This window comes from Streptomyces sp. NPDC001709 (genome assembly GCF_053596375.1).
The window spans coordinates 85649-105459 of the sequence record NZ_JBSFGB010000014.1; the positions used below are offsets into that span (position 1 = coordinate 85649).

16 protein-coding genes are annotated in these 19811 nt (G+C 70.1%); 9 read left to right on the forward strand and 7 right to left on the reverse strand.

Features of this window, described 5'->3' with window-relative positions; translation table 11 throughout:
* Positions 1-78 precede the first annotated feature (78 nt).
* The 4 genes from ACWC0C_RS21530 to ACWC0C_RS21545 all read left to right on the forward strand — a co-directional run bounded on the left by ACWC0C_RS21530 (position 79) and on the right by ACWC0C_RS21545 (position 4961).
* On the forward strand, positions 79-3309 hold the full coding sequence (locus ACWC0C_RS21530) for a nitrate- and nitrite sensing domain-containing protein (RefSeq protein WP_450865263.1): 3231 nt from the start codon (positions 79-81) through the stop codon (positions 3307-3309).
* A 10-nt stretch (positions 3310-3319) separates the two neighbouring features.
* Positions 3320-3733, forward strand: a complete 414-nt coding sequence (locus ACWC0C_RS21535) for a roadblock/LC7 domain-containing protein (RefSeq protein WP_004983065.1) — start codon at positions 3320-3322, stop codon at positions 3731-3733.
* Between the two features lie 96 nt (positions 3734-3829).
* Positions 3830-4399 carry a DUF742 domain-containing protein gene (locus ACWC0C_RS21540; RefSeq protein WP_449202268.1) on the forward strand — a complete coding sequence of 190 codons (570 nt, stop codon included), beginning with the start codon at positions 3830-3832 and terminating at the stop codon, positions 4397-4399.
* Complete coding sequence (locus ACWC0C_RS21545) at positions 4380-4961, forward strand: GTP-binding protein (RefSeq protein WP_031224757.1); 582 nt, start codon at positions 4380-4382, stop codon at positions 4959-4961. Before ACWC0C_RS21540 ends, ACWC0C_RS21545 begins: the two co-directional genes overlap by 20 nt.
* Before the next feature lie 138 nt (positions 4962-5099).
* Here ACWC0C_RS21545 and ACWC0C_RS21550 read toward each other — a convergent pair whose 3' ends face one another.
* Complete coding sequence (locus ACWC0C_RS21550) at positions 5100-5288, reverse strand: acyl-CoA carboxylase subunit epsilon (RefSeq protein ID WP_449202322.1); 189 nt, start codon at positions 5286-5288, stop codon at positions 5100-5102.
* Positions 5289-5323: 35 nt separating this feature from the next.
* Positions 5324-6919, reverse strand: a complete 1596-nt coding sequence (locus ACWC0C_RS21555) for an acyl-CoA carboxylase subunit beta (protein ID WP_449203599.1) — start codon at positions 6917-6919, stop codon at positions 5324-5326.
* A gap of 402 nt (positions 6920-7321) precedes the next feature.
* Between ACWC0C_RS21555 and ACWC0C_RS21560 the strand changes: the two genes are divergently transcribed.
* Entirely contained in the window at positions 7322-7918 is a 597-nt protein-coding gene (locus tag ACWC0C_RS21560; RefSeq protein WP_449199314.1) for a YceI family protein, read from the forward strand.
* A gap of 27 nt (positions 7919-7945) precedes the next feature.
* Here ACWC0C_RS21560 and ACWC0C_RS21565 read toward each other — a convergent pair whose 3' ends face one another.
* Positions 7946-9025, reverse strand: coding sequence for an FUSC family protein (locus ACWC0C_RS21565; RefSeq protein WP_450865264.1), 1080 nt, complete (start codon positions 9023-9025; stop codon positions 7946-7948).
* A gap of 61 nt (positions 9026-9086) precedes the next feature.
* On the opposite strand from ACWC0C_RS21565, the gene ACWC0C_RS21570 reads away from it, so the two are divergent.
* Positions 9087-9539 (forward strand): MarR family winged helix-turn-helix transcriptional regulator, encoded by a 453-nt coding sequence (locus ACWC0C_RS21570; RefSeq protein WP_450865265.1) that lies wholly within the window; start codon positions 9087-9089, stop codon positions 9537-9539.
* Positions 9540-9559: 20 nt separating this feature from the next.
* Here ACWC0C_RS21570 and ACWC0C_RS21575 read toward each other — a convergent pair whose 3' ends face one another.
* The gene (locus ACWC0C_RS21575) at positions 9560-10939 is read right to left on the reverse strand and encodes a hypothetical protein (RefSeq protein WP_450865266.1); all 1380 of its coding nucleotides are present in this window, start codon (positions 10937-10939) and stop codon (positions 9560-9562) included.
* Between the two features lie 47 nt (positions 10940-10986).
* Complete coding sequence (locus tag ACWC0C_RS21580; protein WP_450865267.1) at positions 10987-14001, reverse strand: glycoside hydrolase family 3 protein; 3015 nt, start codon at positions 13999-14001, stop codon at positions 10987-10989.
* A 149-nt stretch (positions 14002-14150) separates the two neighbouring features.
* On the opposite strand from ACWC0C_RS21580, the gene ACWC0C_RS21585 reads away from it, so the two are divergent.
* A complete protein-coding gene (locus ACWC0C_RS21585) occupies positions 14151-16025 on the forward strand; it encodes a lectin (RefSeq protein WP_450865268.1) in 1875 nt (624 codons plus the stop codon).
* A gap of 29 nt (positions 16026-16054) precedes the next feature.
* On the opposite strand, the gene ACWC0C_RS21590 is transcribed toward ACWC0C_RS21585, so the two are convergent.
* On the reverse strand, positions 16055-16516 hold the full coding sequence (locus ACWC0C_RS21590) for an ester cyclase (protein WP_450865269.1): 462 nt from the start codon (positions 16514-16516) through the stop codon (positions 16055-16057).
* Between the two features lie 121 nt (positions 16517-16637).
* On the opposite strand from ACWC0C_RS21590, the gene ACWC0C_RS21595 reads away from it, so the two are divergent.
* Positions 16638-17303, forward strand: coding sequence for a TetR/AcrR family transcriptional regulator C-terminal domain-containing protein (locus ACWC0C_RS21595; protein WP_450865270.1), 666 nt, complete (start codon positions 16638-16640; stop codon positions 17301-17303).
* A 57-nt stretch (positions 17304-17360) separates the two neighbouring features.
* Positions 17361-17960, forward strand: coding sequence for a GOLPH3/VPS74 family protein (locus ACWC0C_RS21600; protein ID WP_449199305.1), 600 nt, complete (start codon positions 17361-17363; stop codon positions 17958-17960).
* Between the two features lie 37 nt (positions 17961-17997).
* On the opposite strand, the gene cimA is transcribed toward ACWC0C_RS21600, so the two are convergent.
* Positions 17998-19608 (reverse strand): citramalate synthase, encoded by a 1611-nt coding sequence (cimA, locus tag ACWC0C_RS21605; RefSeq protein ID WP_449199304.1) that lies wholly within the window; start codon positions 19606-19608, stop codon positions 17998-18000.
* Positions 19609-19811: the final 203 nt, after the last annotated feature.

Sequence of the window (19811 nt, forward strand, 5' to 3'; positions counted from 1 at the left end):
TGAGTGGTTGATGACGAACCGGGCTCTGAGAGACTGCGGCACGACGTAGGTGCCGACCGCCGAGAGGTTGTTGGTCGAGTGAGGCGAAGCAAGAACGGTCCCGAGCCGTCGGCGCGGGGCAACTTCACCCCGCCGCCGCGCGCTGCGGCGCCCACCCCTGTATCCGGTGGGGAGCCGGCGGCCACTCCCGCGCCGAGCGGCGGTCGCTTCTCGCCGCGCAACTGGCGCGTGCCGACCAGACTGAACGCGATCCTGCTGATACCCGTGGCGGTCGGTCTCGTCATGGGCGGCTTCCAGGTGAAGAGCTCGATCGACACCTGGCAGCAGGCCCGGGACGCCGAGAACACCGCCCGCCTGGTACGTGCCTCACTGTCGTACGCCGACGCCCTCTACAACGAGCGGGACGTCAGCGCCGCTCCCCTGCTCAAGGGCAAGCTGGAGACCGCCAAGGACAAGGCGACCGTCACGGCGGCCCGCAACGCGACCGACAAGGCCGCCGACGCCTTCGACCAGGCCGCGCAGAACATGCCGCACAAGTCGGGCCTGGAGCGCCGGCTGAAGCTGTTCCGCCAGTCGGAGCCCTTCCTGCAGACGCTGCGCGCGGGCTCCTACACCTCCAAGTTCACCGGCGTGCAGACCGAGGAGGGCTACGTCACCGTCGCCCACCCGCTGATGGAGTTCGCCAACGAGCTGGGTCTGGGCACCGGCAACATCACCTCCTACGGCCGTACCGTCTACGCCATCTCGCTCACCAAGGCGGCGCTGTCCCTGGAACGCTCGATCGGCATGCACATGCTGGTCAAGCCGGGTCCGGACGCCCCCAACCTGGCGAGCCAGCGCGTCGCCCTGTCCTCCTACGCCTACCTGGAGGGCATCGCCGTCGAGGAGTACGTGGGCGGTGGTACCGAGGCCGACGCGGCGAAGCTGGAGTCGGAGAAGAAGAACATCCAGACCCAGGCCGCCGCGATGGTCCAGGAGGCCAAGGCCAAGGACCCGAACTACGTGGCGCCGCCGTCCGACCCCAAGGACATGATCACGGCCCTCGCCACGCTGGACTCCCCCGGCACGGCCGCGCGTCAGCAGCTCGCCCTCAAGGGCATCACCGCGCAGAACTGGTGGGCGGTCAACACCCTCAAGTTCAACGCGTACCGCCAGATCGAGTCGGACATGGCCGACAAGGCGGTGAACGAGGCCTCGGACATCGCCGACAACGCCAAGACGTCGGCGTTCATCACCGGTGGGGTCGTCGTGGTCGCCCTGCTCCTTGCCTTCATCCTGGCCGGTGCCGTGGCCCGCCAGATGAGCCGCTCCATGCGCCAGCTGCGCAACGCCGCCTTCGGCATCGCCGAGCAGCGGCTGCCGATGCTGGTCGACCAGCTCTCCCGCACCGACCCGGGCCGGGTCGACACCCGGGTCGCGCCGATCCCGATCACCACCAAGGACGAGATCGGCGAGGTCGCCCGCGCCTTCGACCAGGTCCACCGTGAGGCCGTCCGGCTCGCCGCCGAGCAGGCCCTGCTGCGGGGCAACATCAACGCGATCTTCACCAACCTCTCGCGCCGCAACCAGTCGCTGATCGAGGGCCAGCTGACCCTGATCACCGACCTGGAGAACAACGAGGCCGACCCGGACCAGCTGGAGAACCTCTTCAAGCTGGACCACCTCGCGACCCGTATGCGCCGCAACGGCGAGAACCTCCTGGTCCTCGCGGGCGAGGAGCCCGGCCGCCGCTGGGACCAGCCGGTCCCGCTGGTCGACGTCCTGCGCGCCGCCTCCTCCGAGGTGGAGCAGTACGAGCGCATCGAGCTGTCCGGCGTCCCGGAGGCCGAGATCCACGGCCGCGCGGTCACCGACCTCGTGCACCTGCTGGCGGAGCTGCTGGAGAACGCCACCACGTTCTCCTCCCCGCAGACCAAGGTCCGCGTCACCGCGACCCGTCTCCCCGACGGCCGCATCATGATCGAGATCCACGACAAGGGCATCGGTCTGACGGCCGAGGACTTCGCGGACATCAACCACAAGCTGGCCAACCCGCCGACCGTGGACGCCGCGATCTCCCAGCGCATGGGTCTGTTCGTGGTCGGCCGGCTGTCCGACCGGCACGGCATCCGCGTCCAGCTGCGCCCCTCGGGCGAGCAGGCCGGTACGACCTCCCTGGTCATGCTGCCGGACGCGATCACGCACGGCGGTGGCGGCGAGTCGCCGCTGGACCGCGAGGAGTTCACCGTCTCGCAGATCATCCCGGAGCAGCAGTTCCAGGGTGAGAGCTTCAACCAGGTGCAGCCCATGCGCACCGCCGCCGAGCTGGGCTTCGACGACAGCCGGTACACGGAGGTCCCCGACGACATCCGTGACCTGGACCCCGTCGGCCGCTCCCTGATGCGCGAGGAGCGCCGGGCGGCCCTGGAGGCCCAGACCCACGGCCAGCAGCCGGCCGAGCCGCAGCAGGAGAACGAGGCGCCCGCGCCGTCGTACGCCGACCCGCTGTTCGACGGGCAGCACACGTTCCAGGATCTGCCTCAGCAGCCGTACCAGGAGCAGGCGTACCAGGAGCCGACGTACGAGGAGGCGCAGCAGACCTCGTACGAGGAGCAGCAGCACGTCTCGTACGAGGACCAGTTCTTCGCGCCGAACGGCGGCCTGCCGCAGGACGACGGCTTCTCGGCCCCCGCGGGCGGCGGCTACCCCGATCCGGCGTACGCGGAGCCGGCCCAGCCGCACTCCTACCAGGACGACTGGCCCCAGCAGAACAGCTACACGAACGGCTATCCGGACCAGTACGCTCCGGAAACGGAATCCTCGCAGGCCGCTGACGCAAGTGAGCGGAACCGCGTAGGCTTCGACCGTCCGGGACCGGCCTCTCCCGCCGCCCACGAGCTGACCGACGCCGGGCTGCCCCGCCGCGGATCCGCCGCGAGCGGCTCCAACGGCTCGAGTGCCGCGAACGGCACGGCGCGCGTGCAGCAGGAAGCGCCGGCTCCCGCACCGGGCAATGCTCCGGGGGCGAACGGCGACAACGGCTGGCGCTCGGCCAACGACGAGCGGTGGCAGCAGGCCGCCCAGCTCCGGAAGCCCAAGGCGGGCGGGGTCACCGCATCCGGCCTGCCGCGGCGGGTACCCAAGGCCAACCTGGTCGAAGGCGCCGCCGAAACCACCCCCCAGGGGGGCCCACAGGTCTCCCGCGCCCCGGAGGACGTCCGGGGCAGGCTGAGCAACCTGCGCAGGGGCGTCCAGCGCGGACGCAGCGCAGGCAGTGAAACGAACGGCCAGGGCTTCGGTCCTGACAGCACCTACAACCAGGAGCGTTAGTGTGAGCCCGATGAGCCAGGCGGCACAGAACCTGAACTGGTTGATCACCAACTTCGTGGACAACACCCCGGGGGTGTCCCACACGGTGGTGGTCTCCGCCGACGGACTCCTTCTGGCGATGTCCGAAGGCTTCCCCCGCGACCGCGCGGACCAGCTCGCGGCCGTCGCCTCCGGTCTGACGTCTCTGACGGCAGGCGCCTCGCGCATCTTCGAGGGCGGCAGTGTGAACCAGACGGTTGTGGAGATGGAGCGGGGATTCCTCTTCATCATGTCCATCTCCGACGGTTCCTCGCTGGCCGTCCTGGCCCACCCGGAAGCGGACATCGGCCTCATCGGGTACGAGATGGCCCTTCTGGTGGACCGCGCGGGCACGGTCCTGACCCCGGATCTCCGTGCGGAGCTCCAGGGAAGCCTTCTCAACTAGTAATCGGACGGTGCGTTTACGTGTCCCGGGGCCGTAAGGTTTCGGGACGCGGCTCCACATGGATGGGTGCCCGGCACGGTCGGAGGAGGAGAGAAAGTGGCAACACCCCCAGGCGGTTCGAATCGCGGCAACTGGTCGTACGGGCCTGCCCAGGGCCAGGGCGACGGTTCGGCGAACCGGTACAACTTCCCCTCCGCCCCGAGCCACCGGCAGCCGTACGCGCCGCAGGGCCCCGGCCCCTCGCCGTACGACCAGCCGCCGGCCCCGCGGATCCAGCCGGTGCAACCGCAGCGCCGCCCCGAGCCGGCGCCCGCGAGCGCATCGAACAACCCCTTGGTGCGTCCGTACGCCATGACCGGCGGCCGGACCCGCCCGCGCTACCAGCTCGCCATCGAGGCACTGGTGCACACCACCGCCGCTCCGCACCAGATGCAGGGCCAGCTGCCCGAGCATCAGCGGATCTGCAACCTGTGCCGGGAGATCAAGTCCGTGGCCGAGATCTCGGCCCTGCTGACGATCCCCCTCGGCGTGGCCAGGATTCTCGTCGCCGACTTGGCGGAGGCGGGCCTGGTCGCCATCCATCAGCCCGGCGGCGACGAGAACGCCGGTGGCCAGCCAGACGTGACACTGCTCGAAAGGGTGCTCAGTGGACTTCGCAAGCTCTAGCGGCGGTCCTTCCCGCTCCACCACCTCCGCGAAGATCGTGGTGGCGGGCGGCTTCGGCGTGGGCAAGACCACGTTCGTCGGCGCCGTCTCGGAGATCAACCCGCTGCGCACAGAGGCCGTGATGACGTCCGCTTCGGCCGGCATCGACGACCTCACCCACACCGGGGACAAGACGACGACCACCGTCGCCATGGACTTCGGCCGCATCACCCTGGACCAGGACCTGATCCTGTACCTGTTCGGCACCCCCGGCCAGGACCGCTTCTGGTTCATGTGGGACGACCTGGTACGCGGCGCGATCGGCGCGGTGGTGCTCGTGGACACCCGGCGCCTCGCCGACTGCTTCCCGGCCGTCGACTACTTCGAGAACAGCGGCCTGCCGTTCGTGATCGCCCTCAACGGCTTCGACGGCAACCAGCCGTACAACCCCGACGAGGTCCGCGAGGCGCTGCAGATCGGGCCGGACACGCCGATCATCACGACCGACGCCCGGCACCGGGCCGACGCCAAGTCGACGCTGATCACTCTCGTGGAGCACGCTCTGATGGCTCGGCTTCGCTGAATTCGGCTACTGGGCTGCCCCTCACGGTTGTATGCCGTCTGCGGGCAGCCCTTTGGCTTGTCGCGCAGTTCCCCGCGCCCCTTCGGGCGCACGAAGAAGGGCCCCTCCATGAGGAGGGGCCCTTCTTCGTCGTACGGGCTAATGCCAGCTGTGCGGGGCGCGGAAGCCGCCCTCTCGTTCCAGGCGGCGCCAGGCGGCCTTCCTGCGGGCGCGGTGCGTCGGGGCCGACGGGGTGGCCGCCGCACGTGCCAGGAGGACGGCCGTGATGGCGGCGACCTCCTCGGGCTCGGCGTGGCCCTTCTCGACGCGGATCTCAGCGTTGTCCATGGGTGTCAGTCTCCGTGAGAGAAGTGTCCGCTGGGTTACTGCGGGGGGTTGCCGTGCTTGCGGGAGGGCAGGTCGGCGTGCTTGGACTGGAGCATCGCCAGGGACTTCACCAGGACCTCACGGGTTTCGGCGGGGTCGATGACGTCGTCGACGAGGCCGCGTTCGGCCGCGTAGTAGGGGTGCATCAGCTCGGCCTTGTACTCCTTGACCATCTTCTGACGCATGGCCTCGGGGTCCTCGGCACCGGCGATCTGGCGGCGGAAGATGACGTTCGCCGCGCCTTCCGCGCCCATCACGGCGATCTCGTTCGTCGGCCAGGCGTAGGTGAGGTCGGCGCCGATCGACTGGGAGTCCATGACGATGTAGGCACCTCCGTACGCCTTGCGCAGGATCAGCGAGATCCTCGGCACGGTCGCGTTGCAGTAGGCGTACAGCAGCTTCGCGCCGTGGCGGATGATTCCGCCGTGCTCCTGGTCGACACCGGGGAGGAACCCCGGCACGTCCAGGAAGGTGACGATCGGGATATTGAAAGCGTCACACATCTGGACAAAGCGCGCAGCTTTTTCACTCGCCTCGATGTCCAGGACGCCCGCGAGGACCTGCGGCTGGTTGGCGATGATGCCGACCACCTGGCCGTCCAGGCGGGCCAGCGCGCAGATGATGTTCCGCGCCCAGCGCTCGTGGACCTCCAGGTACTCGCCGTCGTCGACGATCTCCTCGATGACCTTGGCCATGTCGTACGGCCGGTTGCCGTCGGCCGGGACCAGGTCCAGCAGCACGTCGCTGCGACGGTCCGCCGGGTCGGACGAGTCCACCCGGGGCGGGTTCTCGCGGTTGTTCTGCGGGAGGAGCGACAGCAGGTACCGCACCTCGGCGATGCAGGTCTCCTCGTCGTCGTACGCGAAGTGGCAGACGCCGGAGGTCTCCGCGTGCACGTCCGCGCCGCCGAGCCCGTTCTGGGTGATCTCCTCGCCGGTGACCGCCTTGACCACGTCCGGACCCGTGATGAACATCTGCGAGGTCTCGCGGACCATGAACACGAAGTCCGTCAGCGCCGGCGAGTAGGCCGCGCCGCCCGCGCACGGGCCGAGCATCACGGAGATCTGCGGGATCACCCCGGACGCCTTGGTGTTGCGCTGGAAGATGCCGCCGTATCCGGCGAGGGCCGAGACGCCCTCCTGGATGCGGGCGCCCGCGCCGTCGTTCAGGGAGACCAGCGGCGCACCGGCCGCGATGGCCATGTCCATGATCTTGTGGATCTTCGTGGCATGGGCCTCGCCCAGCGCACCGCCGAAGATCCGGAAGTCATGCGCGTACACGAAGACCGTACGGCCCTCCACCGTGCCCCAGCCCGTGATCACACCGTCGGTGTACGGCTTCTTCGCCTCCAGACCGAAGCCCTGCGCACGGTGCCGGCGCAGCTGCTCCACCTCCTGGAAGGACCCCGGGTCCAGGAGCAGCTCGATCCGCTCCCGCGCCGTCAGCTTGCCCTTGGCGTGCTGCGCCTCGGTCGCCTTCTCGCTGGGGCCGGCCACGGCCTGGGCACGAATCTCGTGCAGCTCGGCGACCCGTCCGCGCGCGTCCGTCGGCTCGCCGGTCGGCTCACCCGTCGTCTCTTCCAAAACGGTCATGTAGCGACCTTACGAAGGACACCAAGGAAAGCGAGCCGTCGACTCCGTACAGTCTCCGGCGCGTTTTCCTGGTGCCAGTGAACAGAACCATCGCCGCGTGCAGCCGTTCCGACTGCATACAGGGCTTCGGCGTTGTAGAGGGGCCACAAAGACGTCACCTGAGAGCCACCTCACATACGCGGCTGGCACATGCCATCCCCGGGGTGACACGGAGCCCCGGACGGCGGTTTGCCGAAGGGGCGGCGAGGCCTCCCCACCGTACCGCCAGAAGGTCCCACGCCTGGTGACTGAAAGTCACGTACAAGTCACCCTGCGGATGATGTTGAAAACCGGACGGAATAGGCCTACGGTCGAAACCGTTGGGTTCGTTGAACGTTAAACAGAAATCTCCAGGAGGACACCATGGGCATCTTCAGCCGCAAGAACACCGTCTCTCAGGCCCCTGCCGCCGGCCCCGACCTGACCGCGCTGACCGGTGACTACACGATCGACCCGGCGCACACCACGATCGGTTTCGTGGCGCGCCACGCCATGGTCACCAACGTCAAGGGAGCCTTCCAGGACTTCACCGGCACCCTGCACCTGAACGGGGCCGACCCCGCCCAGTCCACCGCCACGCTCGACGTCACGATGGACAGCATCGACACCGGCAACGCGGACCGGGACGGTCACCTGAAATCGTCCGACTTCTTCAAGATCGACGAATTCCCGGTCATGACCTTCCGCTCGACCAAGGCGGAGGCCCTGGGCGGCGACGACTACCGCATCACCGGCGACCTCTCCCTCCTCGGCGTGACCAAGCCGATCACCATCGACCTGGAGTTCAACGGCGCCGCGCAGGACCCCTTCGGCAACGAGCGCGTCGGCTTCGAGGGCAAGGCCGAGATCCTGCGCTCCGAGTGGGGCCTGACCTGGAACGCGGCACTGGAGACCGGCGGTGTGCTCGTCTCCGACAAGATCAAGCTGAACTTCGACATCTCGGCGATCAAGCAGGCCTGAGCCTCCGGCGCCACGGCCCGAATGTGGTCAACCGGCCTTCTCCGCCTGCCTGGTGGCATGCTGCCGGGGAACCGTACGCCCGCCGGCGCGGCCGATGACGGGCAGGAGCCACCACGCCGCCGCGATGGACAGGGTCGCCCCCACGGCTATCGCGGCGAGGCGGGTCGGCAGCAAACTCACCGCGTCCTGGCCGAAGTAGCCGAGGAGCAGGGAGAGGGCCGTGGTCACTCCGGCCGCCCAGTAGGCGTAGTTGAGCGGGCGGAGCCACAAGGACACGGCGAGGATCACGAACATCACCGCCACCGACGCCCTGCCGGTGATGCCCGCGGCCGCCACCCCGGTGGCCAGGAGCGTGCCCGCGGTCGCGCCGACGAAGCGCTCGATCCCCTTGCGCAGTACGTCTTTCCGGCCGCGGTTGCCGCTCGCCGCGACGTACACCGTGAGCACCGCCCACGGCCAGTGGTCGTCAAAGAGGAGCCGGCCGAACAGGAACGCCGCGGCCACGGCCACCGCCATCTGCACGGCCATGCGTGTGCTGGGACGCGGGCGGAGACGGGAGACCCCGCGGGGCGCGGACCGCTCGGGATCCGGGCGCCAGGGGCCGTACCGGTCGCCGAGGCCCTGGACCAGCCAGACGCAGAGGCAGGCCAGGACACTGATCACCGCTGCCCAGAACCAGCTGACCAGCCCGCTCTCGGCCGCGGGCGGCAGCGCCGGGCCCGGGACGACCAGCAGCGCCACGAACGGCAGCGTCAGCAGCGTGCCCGCTCTGGTCGCCGTGGGGCCATAGCGGCGCATCCAGATGCACAGGGAGACACCCCCCGTGAACACGGCGGCGCCCACAGCGTATTGATGCATGATCAGGCGGCCCAGGAACTGGGCACCCGCGGCCGTGGCGGGCAGCAGCACCAGTGCCGCCAGCCTCCGGCGCGTGGGCGCGGTGCGCTGGGTCGAGGACAGGGTGAGGGTCAGGGCGACCGCGAGAACGAGCACGTCCGTGTGGAGCCCGGCCGCGCCCTCCAGCCACAGGGCGACTGTCCAGCACAGCAGGACCGCGGTCATCGTCAGCAGAGATTCGTACGCGTTGCGTATGAGTTTTGTGCGCACTCGGCGACTCTACAGCGGGCTACTCCCGAGAAGTAGTAAGTATGCGCGTACGATCTCCTCCATGGATCATCTCTCCGAAGCCGCCCGGTTCCGCAGCGCCGTCGTCCGGCTCAACCGGCGTCTGCGGCAGGAGCGCGGGGACGGGAGTCTCAGCCCCAACCAGCTCGTCGTGCTCGGATATCTGCACCGGCACGGGCCGTCGACGCCCGGTTGGATCGCCGCGGAGGAGCGGCAGCGGCCGCAGTCGCTCACCCGGGTCTACGCGGAACTGGAGTCCGAGGGGCTGATCGAGCGGGAGCGGGGCACGGACGACCGGCGGCAGTCCGTGCTCTCGCTCACCACGTCCGGGCGGCAGGCCCTGGAGCGGGACATGGCCGAGCGGGACGCCTGGCTCGCCGGGGCGCTCGGGACGCTCGGCGAGACGGAACGCGGGGTGCTGGCGCTGGCGGCCGGGCTGATGGAGCGGCTGGGGTCCCTGGACGGGGACGGGGACGGCGAGGGCGGCCACCGCTGACGGATCGGCAGGTCCGCCGTTCAGAAGCCCCCGCCGAAGTCGCCCCCGCCGCCGTCCGAACCGCCGAAGTCTCCGCCGTCCCCGAATCCGCCTCCGAAGTCACCGGCGTCGAAATCCGTGCCGGAGACGTCGCCGCCCTCGTAACCGCCCCCGAAGTCATCGCCGTAGCCGGGGCCGAAGTCGCCGTAGCCGGTGCCGTAGTCGGCCGCGTAGGACGGGGTGGCCATCATGCTGCCCAGGAGGGTGCCGACGAGCAGGCCGGGCAGGATGCCGCCGCCGAAGTAGCCGCCCGCCCAGGGGCCGTAGGCGGGGCCCGCGTCCCAGTAGGGGCGGCGGCCGTGGTCCGTGTCGACCTCGCGCATCACCGGGTCGCGGCCGTCGGCCAGCCGGGTGGCGTCGGCCGCGCAGACGGGGACCTGGCGCGGGGCGCCGCCGGGCGGCGTCCAGGTGGCGTCGCTCACCGAGGGGCCGTGGCGCGGGTCGAAGAAGCAGGGCGGGCGGCGCTCGGGCAGGGGGCGGCCCTCGCGGCGGGCGGCCAGGCGGGCCAGCGAGAAGCGGCCGTCCTCCAGGGCTTCCGTGACCGCGCGCACGTCCTCCGGGCGGCTCGCCCGCGCCATGCGCTGTTTGGCGGTGTCGTAGGCGTCGAGGGCGTGTTCGTAGTCGGCGCGCATCGCGTCGTCGGCGCCGGGTTCGGCCGGCTGGAAGTCCAGGCGGTCCAGTTCCTCGCCGAAGGCGGTGATGTCCTCGTCCACGACCACCCGCAGCCGGTCCAGGGCGGCCCGCTGTTCCTCGGCGTGCCGACGGCGGTTGCGGCGCACCAGTGCGTAGGTGCCCGCTCCACCGGCCACCACGACCGCACCGGCCACGATCAGCGCCGTGCCGAAGGACCCTGTGCCCGCGCCCGAGGAGCCGCCCCAGCTCTTCGGCGCGTGCCCGCCCATGTTGGCCAGGGCGCGGTCGGTGAAGTCGGTGAGCTGGGCCTTCGCCGACTCGCCCTGGACGCTCGTCACCAGGTTCTGCCGGGCCGTCGCCGACATGACGGAGGAGTCGGCGCGGGCGTCGAAGCGGTCGCCGAGGCGGATGCCGTACAGGCCGGTGACGCCGGTGGCCGCGCGCAGGCCGGAGAAGAGGTGCGCGGTCGGGTAGCCGGCCGGGAGCACCGCGATGAACAGCGGTTTGTTCGCGTCCTTGATGCGTTTCGCGAGCGCGTCGGCCTCCGCCTTCGGCAGCTGGGCCGAGGCGGCCGGGTCGACGTAGACCGGGCTCTTGCGCAGGGCCTGGGCGATGGTGGAGATGCTCGTGTCCGCACTCGCCGAGGGCGCGAACATGGTCGCGAGGGCCAGGGCGAGGGCGGCCAGCAGCAGGGCCGGGAGGCTTCGGGTCCGCAGGACGGCCTTCATGCTTCGAAGCTACCCGAAGCCTCCCATAACCGGACAACAGACGAGGTCTACGCGGCCCGGTACGCCTGCGTCAGCTTCTCCACCGCCTTTCCGTACCGGCCGGTCAGCAGCAGGTGGTCGGCGTCGGCGAAGGGCTTGGCCACCGCCTGTGTCATCCGGTCACCGATCTTCTGCTGGACCAGCAGCCGCGCCGTGGCCACCAGCGCGCGGCCCGTCCGGGCGTCACCCTTGCGCTCGGCCGCCGTCGCCGCCGCTCCCAGCGCCTTCAGGGTGGCCGTACCGCCCCCGGGCACGCCGGTGAGCGTGGTCAGGCCCCAGCCGTACGGGAACTGGGGGTCGTACGACGTGTCGCCGACGTTGATCGGGAGCTGGGACTCGGACTTCGGCCAGGTGACGGGGAGCTGTCCGGTGAAGGGGCGCGTGCCGTAGAGGACGTCGGCGACGCCCTCGCCCTCGGTGCCGGGCAGCCAGGAGGCCACCAGCGCGTCGATCCTGCCGAGCCGGTCGCCGATGAGCTGCGGTCGGCCGGAGACGATCAGCACCGCGCACTTCATGGCCGCGCACACCTTGTCCACGGCCGCCTGGTCGGCCGCCGACAGCTGGAGGCTGTGACCGTTGCCGACGTCGCCGACGCCCTCGGCGTACGGGGTCTCGCCGACGACGACCACGCCGACGTCGTAGCCGGCGGTCGGCGCGGAGGCGTCCTTGGAGTAGGTGACGTCTCCCCCGGCGTCCCGCATGCCCTGGAGGATGGTCGTGCCCCGGGTGTGGGTGCCGGACGCGCCCTGCCAGGTGATGGTCCAGCCGCCGGTCTGGTTGCCGAGGTCGTCGGCGTTGGACCCGGCGACGTACACCTTCTCGCTCTTCTTCAGCGGCAGCAGCCCGCCGCTGTTCTTCAGCAGCACCTGCGACTCGGCCGCCGCCTTGCGGGCGACCGCCCGGTGCGCCGGGGAGCCGATGGCGGCGGCGCCGCTGGTGTCGGCGTACGGGTGCTCGAACAGCCCCAGCCTGAACTTCTGGGTGAGGATGCGGGAGACGGCGTCGTCGACCCGCTTCTCGCTGATCCGTCCCGCCTTCACCTCGTCGGCGAGCGTGCCGCTGAAGTCCTTGTAGCCGTACGGGACCATCATCATGTCGACGCCCGCGTTCACCGCCGTGCGGACGTGGGTGGCGTAGTCGCCGGGGAGCTGGTCGATGGCGTTCCAGTCGCTGATGACGAAGCCGCCGAAGCCCATCCGGTCCTTGAGCACGCCGTTGATCATGTCGCCGCGGGCGTGCATCTTCACCGCGCCCTTGCCGTCGCCGACGATGTCGAGGGAGGAGTACGACGGCATGACGGTGCCGATGCCCCGCTCGACGGCGGTCCTGTACGGCGCCAGGTGGATGTCCTCCAGCTGCCGCCGGGTGACCGTGGTGACGCCCTGGTCGGTCGTGTAGGTGCCGGTGGTGGAGGAGCCGTAGGCGGTGCCTCCGTCGCCGGCGAAGTGCTTGGCGGTGGCGAGCACCTTGTCGTTCCGGCTCAGGTCACGGCCGTCGGCCCGGCCCTGGAGGCCCTGGATCATGGTCTCCATGGACTGCACGAGAGCGGGGTCCTCGCCGAAGGACTCGTAGGAGCGGCCCCAGCGTTCGTCGCGGCTCACGCACAGGCAGGGCGCGAAGTCCCAGGGAGTGCCGGTGGCGCGGACCTCCGCGGCCGTCACCGAGCCGGTTCGGTAGGCGAGTTGAGGGTCTCTGCTCGCACCGATGCCGATGTTGTGCGGCATGATCGTGGCGCCGTTCAGGTTGTTGTGCCCGTGGACCGCGTCGACGCCGTAGACCAGCGGGACCTGGAAGCGGGTCGCCTGTGTGCGCAGCTGGAAGCCGTCGATCATCCTGGCCCACGCCTCGGGGGTGTTGGGCGTGGGCGTGGAGCCGCCGCCGGACAGGAGCGAGCCGAGGGCGTACGTCGCGATGTCACCCCCGGTCCCCACGGCCCCGCGCTCGGCCTGGGTCATCTGCCCGGCCTTCTCCGCCAGGGACATGCGGGACAGCAGGTCCGCGACGCGCTTCTTGACCGGCAACTTGGCGTCCAGGTACGGCAGTCCGTGCGCGTCGATGACGATCTGCGGGGTCTCGGCGGGGGCCTTGGCGCCGGTGACCGTGAGCTTGAGCGGGATGGTCCGGGCGGGTGCGGCGCCCTTGCTCTTGCGCGTGGGCACCTCGATGGTCCTGGCCGTGCCCGAGGCGGTGCCGGCCGGGAAGGTGAGGGTGCCGGAGACCGGGGTGTAGTCCCGGCCGGCGGTGGCGGTGCCGCCGTCCGTCGCGTACGTGACCGTCACCGGGTCGTCGACGGGCCGGTCGCCGGTCGTGGCCAGGGTGACCTCGACCTTGGCGGTGCCGCCTTCCTTGACGGGGTAGACGGGCGCGTCGGTGGCGACGGAGGCGCGCAGTGATGGGTCGGCCTTTCCGTACAACTCCACGTCGTCCATGGCGAAGTCGCCCTTGGTGCCGGCCGGGAGCGTGACGGCGTACCCCCACATCCGGGTGAGGCCCAGGACGTGGTCGATGCCGCCGACGGGCTGGTAGTCGGTGCGGTAGGCGAAGTCGGTGAAGGGGATCTCGATCTGTTTCCAGCCGGTGAAGTCGTCGGTGAAGGAGGTCGTCCAGAGCTCCGAGGCCTCGCCGTTCGCGCCGCCGTCCTTGATCTCGAAGGCGATCTTGCGGCCGTTGTTCCGGCCCTCCCACCAGAAGCGGATGCCCCGGTGGGCGGACCAGTCGTGGGCGGGCCGGTCGGCGGCGAAGTCGTGGGTGAAGCCGCCGTAGCCGCTGATGTCGTAGGTGCCGGTGAGGACCTTGGCGCCCTCGGGGGCGTCGGCGCGGTCGGCCAGGTGGAGAGTGGGCGGGTCGTCGGCGTCGCTCCCCCAGGTGAAGATGCCGTCGGCGGGCTGGGAGGCGAAGGGGACCTCGCCCTCGAAGCGGTCGACGGGGACCGGGGCGGGGTCGTCGGCGGCGTGGGCTGCGGCGGACAGGGGCAACAGGGCGGCGAGCAAGGCCCCGGAGACGAGCAGGGCGGTTCTCGGCATAGACCTTCCCTCGACTCTCATGGTTCACTCATGGCTTAGCTCACGTCGTGAGTTAACTCACGCCTCGCCAAACCGTCAAGACGGCACGTCAGTTGTGCCGCTCATCTTGGATACCCGCCCGGTCGACCCGAGAGGAAGGGCGACGCACCATGAGGAGAACCCGGAAAACCCCCCGCGCGGTCCGGCTGCTGCTGGCCGGGCTGCTCTCCGCCGCCGGCTTCACCGCCGCCGTACCCCCCGCGCACGCGGCCGGTGAGCAGGTCACGGCCTGGCTCACCACCACCGACGACTCCGCGGGCCGGCATGTCGTGCGCGGGCTCCAGGCCCAGACGCCGTTCGCGTTCCAGTCCGGCACCGGCGGCAGCGGCACGAACATCACCGTGGACGAGAACACCCGGTACCAGACCTTCACCGGCGGCGGCGCGTCCTTCACGGACACGGCGGCCTGGCTGATGAACAGCAGCGGGGCGCTGTCCCAGTCCACCCGGGACGCGACCATGCGCAAGCTGTTCTCACCGACGGACGGCATCGGGCTGTCGTTCCTGCGCAACCCGATGGGCGCCTCGGACCTCGCGCGGTACGGCTACACGTACGACGACGTGCCGTCCGGGCAGACGGACCCGTCTGTGGCGAAGTTCTCGATCGCGCACGACCTGGCCGACGTCGCGCCGCTCACGAAGCAGGCGCTCCAGCTGAATCCGGCGTTGACGGTGATGGCCTCCCCCTGGACCGCCCCGGCCTGGATGAAGGACAGCGGCTCACTCGACGGCGGCTGGCTGAAGGCCGAGGACTACGGGGCGTACGCCGCGTACTTCGTGAAGTACCTCCAGGCGTACAGGGACCAGGGGATCAACGTCTCGTACGTCACCCCGCAGAACGAGCCGACCTGTTGTTCCGGCTATCCGTCGATGAGCTGGAACGCCTCCGGCATCCAGTATTTCCTCAAGAACGACCTGCTGCCGCAGCTGCGGTCGGCGGGCCTGAGCACCAAGGTCCTGGCCCACGACTGGAACTGGGACACGTACGACTCCTATGCGGCCCAGAGCGTCGACGACCCGGCGATCCGCAACCACCCCAACTTCGGCGGGATCGCCTGGCACGGCTACGGCGGTGACGTCACCAAGCAGACCACCGTGCACAACCAGTACCCCTCGCTGGACGCCTTCGGCACCGAGCACTCCGGCGGCACCTGGATCACCGACCAGCAGCGCGAAGACATGTCCAACATCATCGACTACACCCGCAACTGGGCGAAGTCGGTGACCAAGTGGTCGCTGGCCGTGGACCAGAACGGCGGTCCTCACAACGGGGGTTGCGGCACCTGCACCGGGCTGGTCACGGTGCACAACGGGGACGGCGCGAGCGGCACCGTGGACTACACCGTCGAGTACTACGACATGGGTCACCTGACCAAGTTCGTCCGGCCGGGCGCCCAGCGGATCGCCTCGACGGCGTCCACCGCCGTGCCGAACGTGGCCTGGCGCAACCCGGACGGCAGCAAGGCGCTCATCGCGTACAACGACTCGACCTCGGCTCAGACGGTGACCATCAACTGGGGCTCCCAGCACGCCACTTACTCGCTGCCCGGCAAGACCTCGGCCACCTTCACCTGGTCCGGCACCCAGTCCGGCGGCAGTACGCGGACCGGGTCCTTCGTCGGCCTGGCCGGCAAGTGCCTCGACGTGGCGGGCGGTTCGAGCGCCAACGGTACGGCGGTGCAGCTCTACGACTGCAACGGCTCCTCGGCCCAGCAGTGGACGGTGACGGCCGACGGGTCGGTCCGGGCGCTGGGCAAGTGCCTGGACGTGACGTCGGGGTCGACGGCGGACGGCGCGAAGGTGCAGTTGTACGACTGCAACGGCACCGGTGCGCAGCAGTGGTCGTACAACGCCTCCACCGGTGATGTCGTCAACACGGCCGCCGACAAGTGCCTCGACGTGACGGACAACTCGTCGGCGAACGGGGCGCGGGCACAGATCTGGTCCTGCACGGGCGCGGCCAACCAGAAGTGGCACCTGCGGTAACGCCCCGCACCGGGGGCTTCGCCACTCCTTCAGTCCTCGCTCGGCCAGTCCCAGCCGAGCTGCAGGAACATTCCGAGACGGTCACTCACCGCACGGATCTCGGCGATCCTGCCTGCGCGCACGGTGAAGATCCAGATCTGTTCGACGTCACAACGTCGGCCGGTCGGCTCGGGCATCCGGGCGTGATACCCGGTGTGGACGCCGCGCACCCGAAGCCGCGCCACGACCTCGTCACCCTCGGCGATGAGCTGCTCCACGCGGAAGCCGTCGTCCGGATGCTCGGCACTGAATGCGGCGAGCTGCTGCCGGAAGCCCTCTATCGCGGCGCCCGGCGCTTCCTCCTCCCCGAAAATGATCTTGTTGTGGTCGATCACATCCGGCGCGAGGTGGCGCACCCAGTCCTGGCTCGAGCGGTCGTTGAGCGCGGCGATGAAGTCGAGGACGACCTGCTTGGTGCCGAAGGCGGTGACGGAGGCGGTGACGGAGGACATCTCTGCTCCTGTGGCGTCGGGAAGCGTTCCGGATTCTTACGATGTAAGTTTCGCTGGGATCGATTGTTGCCTTACCTTGTAAGAAAGTCAATTGCTCGGGGGTGCAGCGGAAGGACGAGGCATGACGGCCGAGAAGCCGGGTCCACGGCGCCGCCGTGGCGAGCGCGTAGGACTGAGCCGGCAGCGAATCCTCGACGCGGCACTGGACCTGGTGGACCGCAGGGGGCTCAAGGCCCTGACCATGCGTTCACTCGGCGAGCAGCTCGATGTCGAGGCGATGACGCTCTATCACTACGTCCCGAACAAGGACGCCTTGCTCGACGGACTGGTGGAGCAGGTGTTCAAAGCCGCCGCACCGGCGATGGACGGATCCTCCGACTGGCAGGCGGCGCTGCGCGCGTACGCGAAGGCCCTGCGCGAGGGTCTGCTGCGGCACCCGGCCATCCTCCCGCTCGTCTCCTCCCGCCCCGCGGTCACCCCGGCGACGCTCGACGACATCGAGGCCTGCCTGCGCATGCTGACGGACAACGGATTTCCACTCGGCCGTGCGTTGCACGCCCTCAACGCGCTGTCGGTGTTCGCGATCGGGCACGCCGTCATGGAGGCACAGCTCGTCGTGGACGCGCACGAGCCGGGGGGCACGGGCCGACTGGCCGAGTTGGGGGCGGAGCGGTATCCGCTCATCACCAGGGCCGCGCGCGACGGAGCGGGCGTGGACGACGAGGAGCGCTTCGCCCTCGCCGTCGACGCGATGCTGATCGGGTTCGACGAACTACGCACCAGCTGAACCGCAGAAGTGTGTCGCCGTGCTGCGTTTCGGAGCCGACCGGCACATCGTAGGGGTATGACCACACCGCAGGATCTGTTTCTCGTCAGCCTCGACGTGCCCGGCGATCACCCCGTCGAGCAGGGCGATCTGTCGCTGGCACTCGCGGGGGCCGAGCTGATCGACCTCCTCGGCGCGCGGGCGCTCACCCTGGACGGTGAGCGCATCGTGCCCGGTGCCGTGCTGACCACGGGTGACCGGATGCTGGACGAGGCCGGGGCGGCGCTCCGGCGCGAGGAGCCGTACGAGACGGTCGAGGACTGGCTGTGGCGCCGGGGTGAGGGGCTGGCCACGGCCTATCGCGACGTCCTGGACTCGGCGGGGCAGCTCTCCGGGAAGCGGCACCGCTGGCCCCACCGGGCCGGCCAGGCAGCGGCGGCCGACACCCCGGCCCGCCGGCACGCCGCCGACCGCTGGTGGTCCCGTGAGCCGGTCCTCTCCTCGCTCGCCGCCACCCTGGGCATCCAGGGCGAACGCCCGCCCGAGGAGGAACCCGGCGAGGATGCGGTCGTCACCGTCCTGGTGGCGGTCGGCGACGCGGTGACCGAACTGGAGGCCGTGCGGGAGCGGCGGCGCATCGAGAACGTGGCCTTCGACAACATCTGGCGAGCGCCGTGACGCTCCGCCAGCGGGTGCCCCGCCCGTTCGGGGCGCCCTACTCCGCCGGCTGCACTCCCGCCCGCAGCAGCCCGTACGTGTACGCATCCTCCAGCGCCTGCCACGACGCGGCGATCACGTTGTCCGCCACACCGACCGTGGACCACTCGCCGGAGCCGTCGGAGGTGGAGATCAGCACGCGGGTGGTGGACGACGTGCCGTGCTTGCCCTCCAGGATGCGGACCTTGTAGTCGACCAGGTCCAGCTTGGCGAGCTGCGGGTAGATCTTCTCCAGGGCCACGCGCAGTGCGCGGTCGAGGGCGTTGACCGGGCCGTTGCCCTCCGCCGTGGCGACGATCCGCTCGCTCTTGGCCCACAGCTTCACCGTGGCCTCGTTGGCGTGGGTGCCGTCGGGGCGGTCCTCGACGATGGCCCGCCAGGACTCCACCTCGAAGTACTTCAGCGGGCGGCCCTCGACCTCGGCCCTCAGCAACAGCTCGAAGCTCGCGTCCGCCGCCTCGTAGGTGTAGCCCTTGAGCTCGCGCTCCTTCACCCGCTCGACCACCCGGCCGACCAGTTCCCGGTCGCCGCCCAGGTCGATGCCGAGCTCCTTGCCCTTCAGCTCGATCGAGGCGCGGCCCGCCATGTCGGAGACCAGCATGCGCATGGTGTTGCCGACCAGCTCGGGGTCGATGTGCTGGTACAGGTCCGGGTCGACCTTGATCGCGGAGGCGTGCAGGCCCGCCTTGTGCGCGAAGGCCGAGACGCCCACGTACGGCTGGTGCGTCGACGGAGTCAGATTGACGACCTCGGCGATGGCGTGCGAGATCCGGGTCGTCTCGCGCAGCTTGCCCTCGGGCAGCACCTTCTTGCCGTACTTCAGCTCCAGGGCCGCGACCACCGGGAAGAGGTTGGCGTTGCCGACGCGCTCGCCGTAGCCGTTGGCGGTGCACTGCACGTGGGTGGCGCCCGCGTCGACGGCGGCGAGCGTGTTGGCGACCGCGCAGCCGGTGTCGTCCTGGGCGTGGATGCCGAGCCGGGCGCCGGTGTCGGCGAGGACCGTGGCGACGACCGCGTGGATCTGGGCGGGGAGCATGCCGCCGTTGGTGTCGCAGAGGATGACGACGTCGGCGCCCGCCTCCGACGCCGTACGGACGACCGCCTTGGCGTACTCGGGGTTGGCGCGGTAGCCGTCGAAGAAGTGCTCGCAGTCCACGAAGACGCGGCGGCCCTGCTCGCGCAGGTACGACACCGTGTCGCGGACCATCTCCAGGTTCTCGTCCAGCGTGGTGCGCAGCGCCAGCTCCACATGCCGGTCGTGCGACTTGGCGACCAGGGTGATCACCGGGGCGCCGGAGGCGAGGAGCGCCTTGACCTGCGGGTCCTCGGCGGCTTTCGCACCCGCCCGGCGGGTGGCGCCGAAGGCGACCAGCCGGGCGTGCCTGAAGTCGATCTCCGCCTGCGCGCGGGCGAAGAACTCGGTGTCACGGGGGTTCGCGCCGGGCCAGCCGCCCTCGATGAAGCCGACGCCGAAGTCGTCCAGGTGCCGTGCGATGGCGAGCTTGTCCGCGACGGTGAGGTTGATGCCCTCGCGCTGCGCGCCGTCGCGCAGCGTGGTGTCGAAGACGTGGAACGAGTCGTCGAGCTCGCTGGTTGCCGTCTCGGTCATGGTCTCAAGGCTCCTGTTGTGGATCTTCGGTCTTACCGGAATGACCGGCTCCACCGTCCCCCCAATGGTCCCTCGCGCACCGCTCCCGGCTGAAGGTGGGCCGGAAAACGAAAAAACCCCTCGCGGGTGCGAGAGGTCTGCGCGCGGGTCGAGGACGACGGTGGCCACCCGCACCTGGTCGTACGAGGTGGTCACTGCGGACC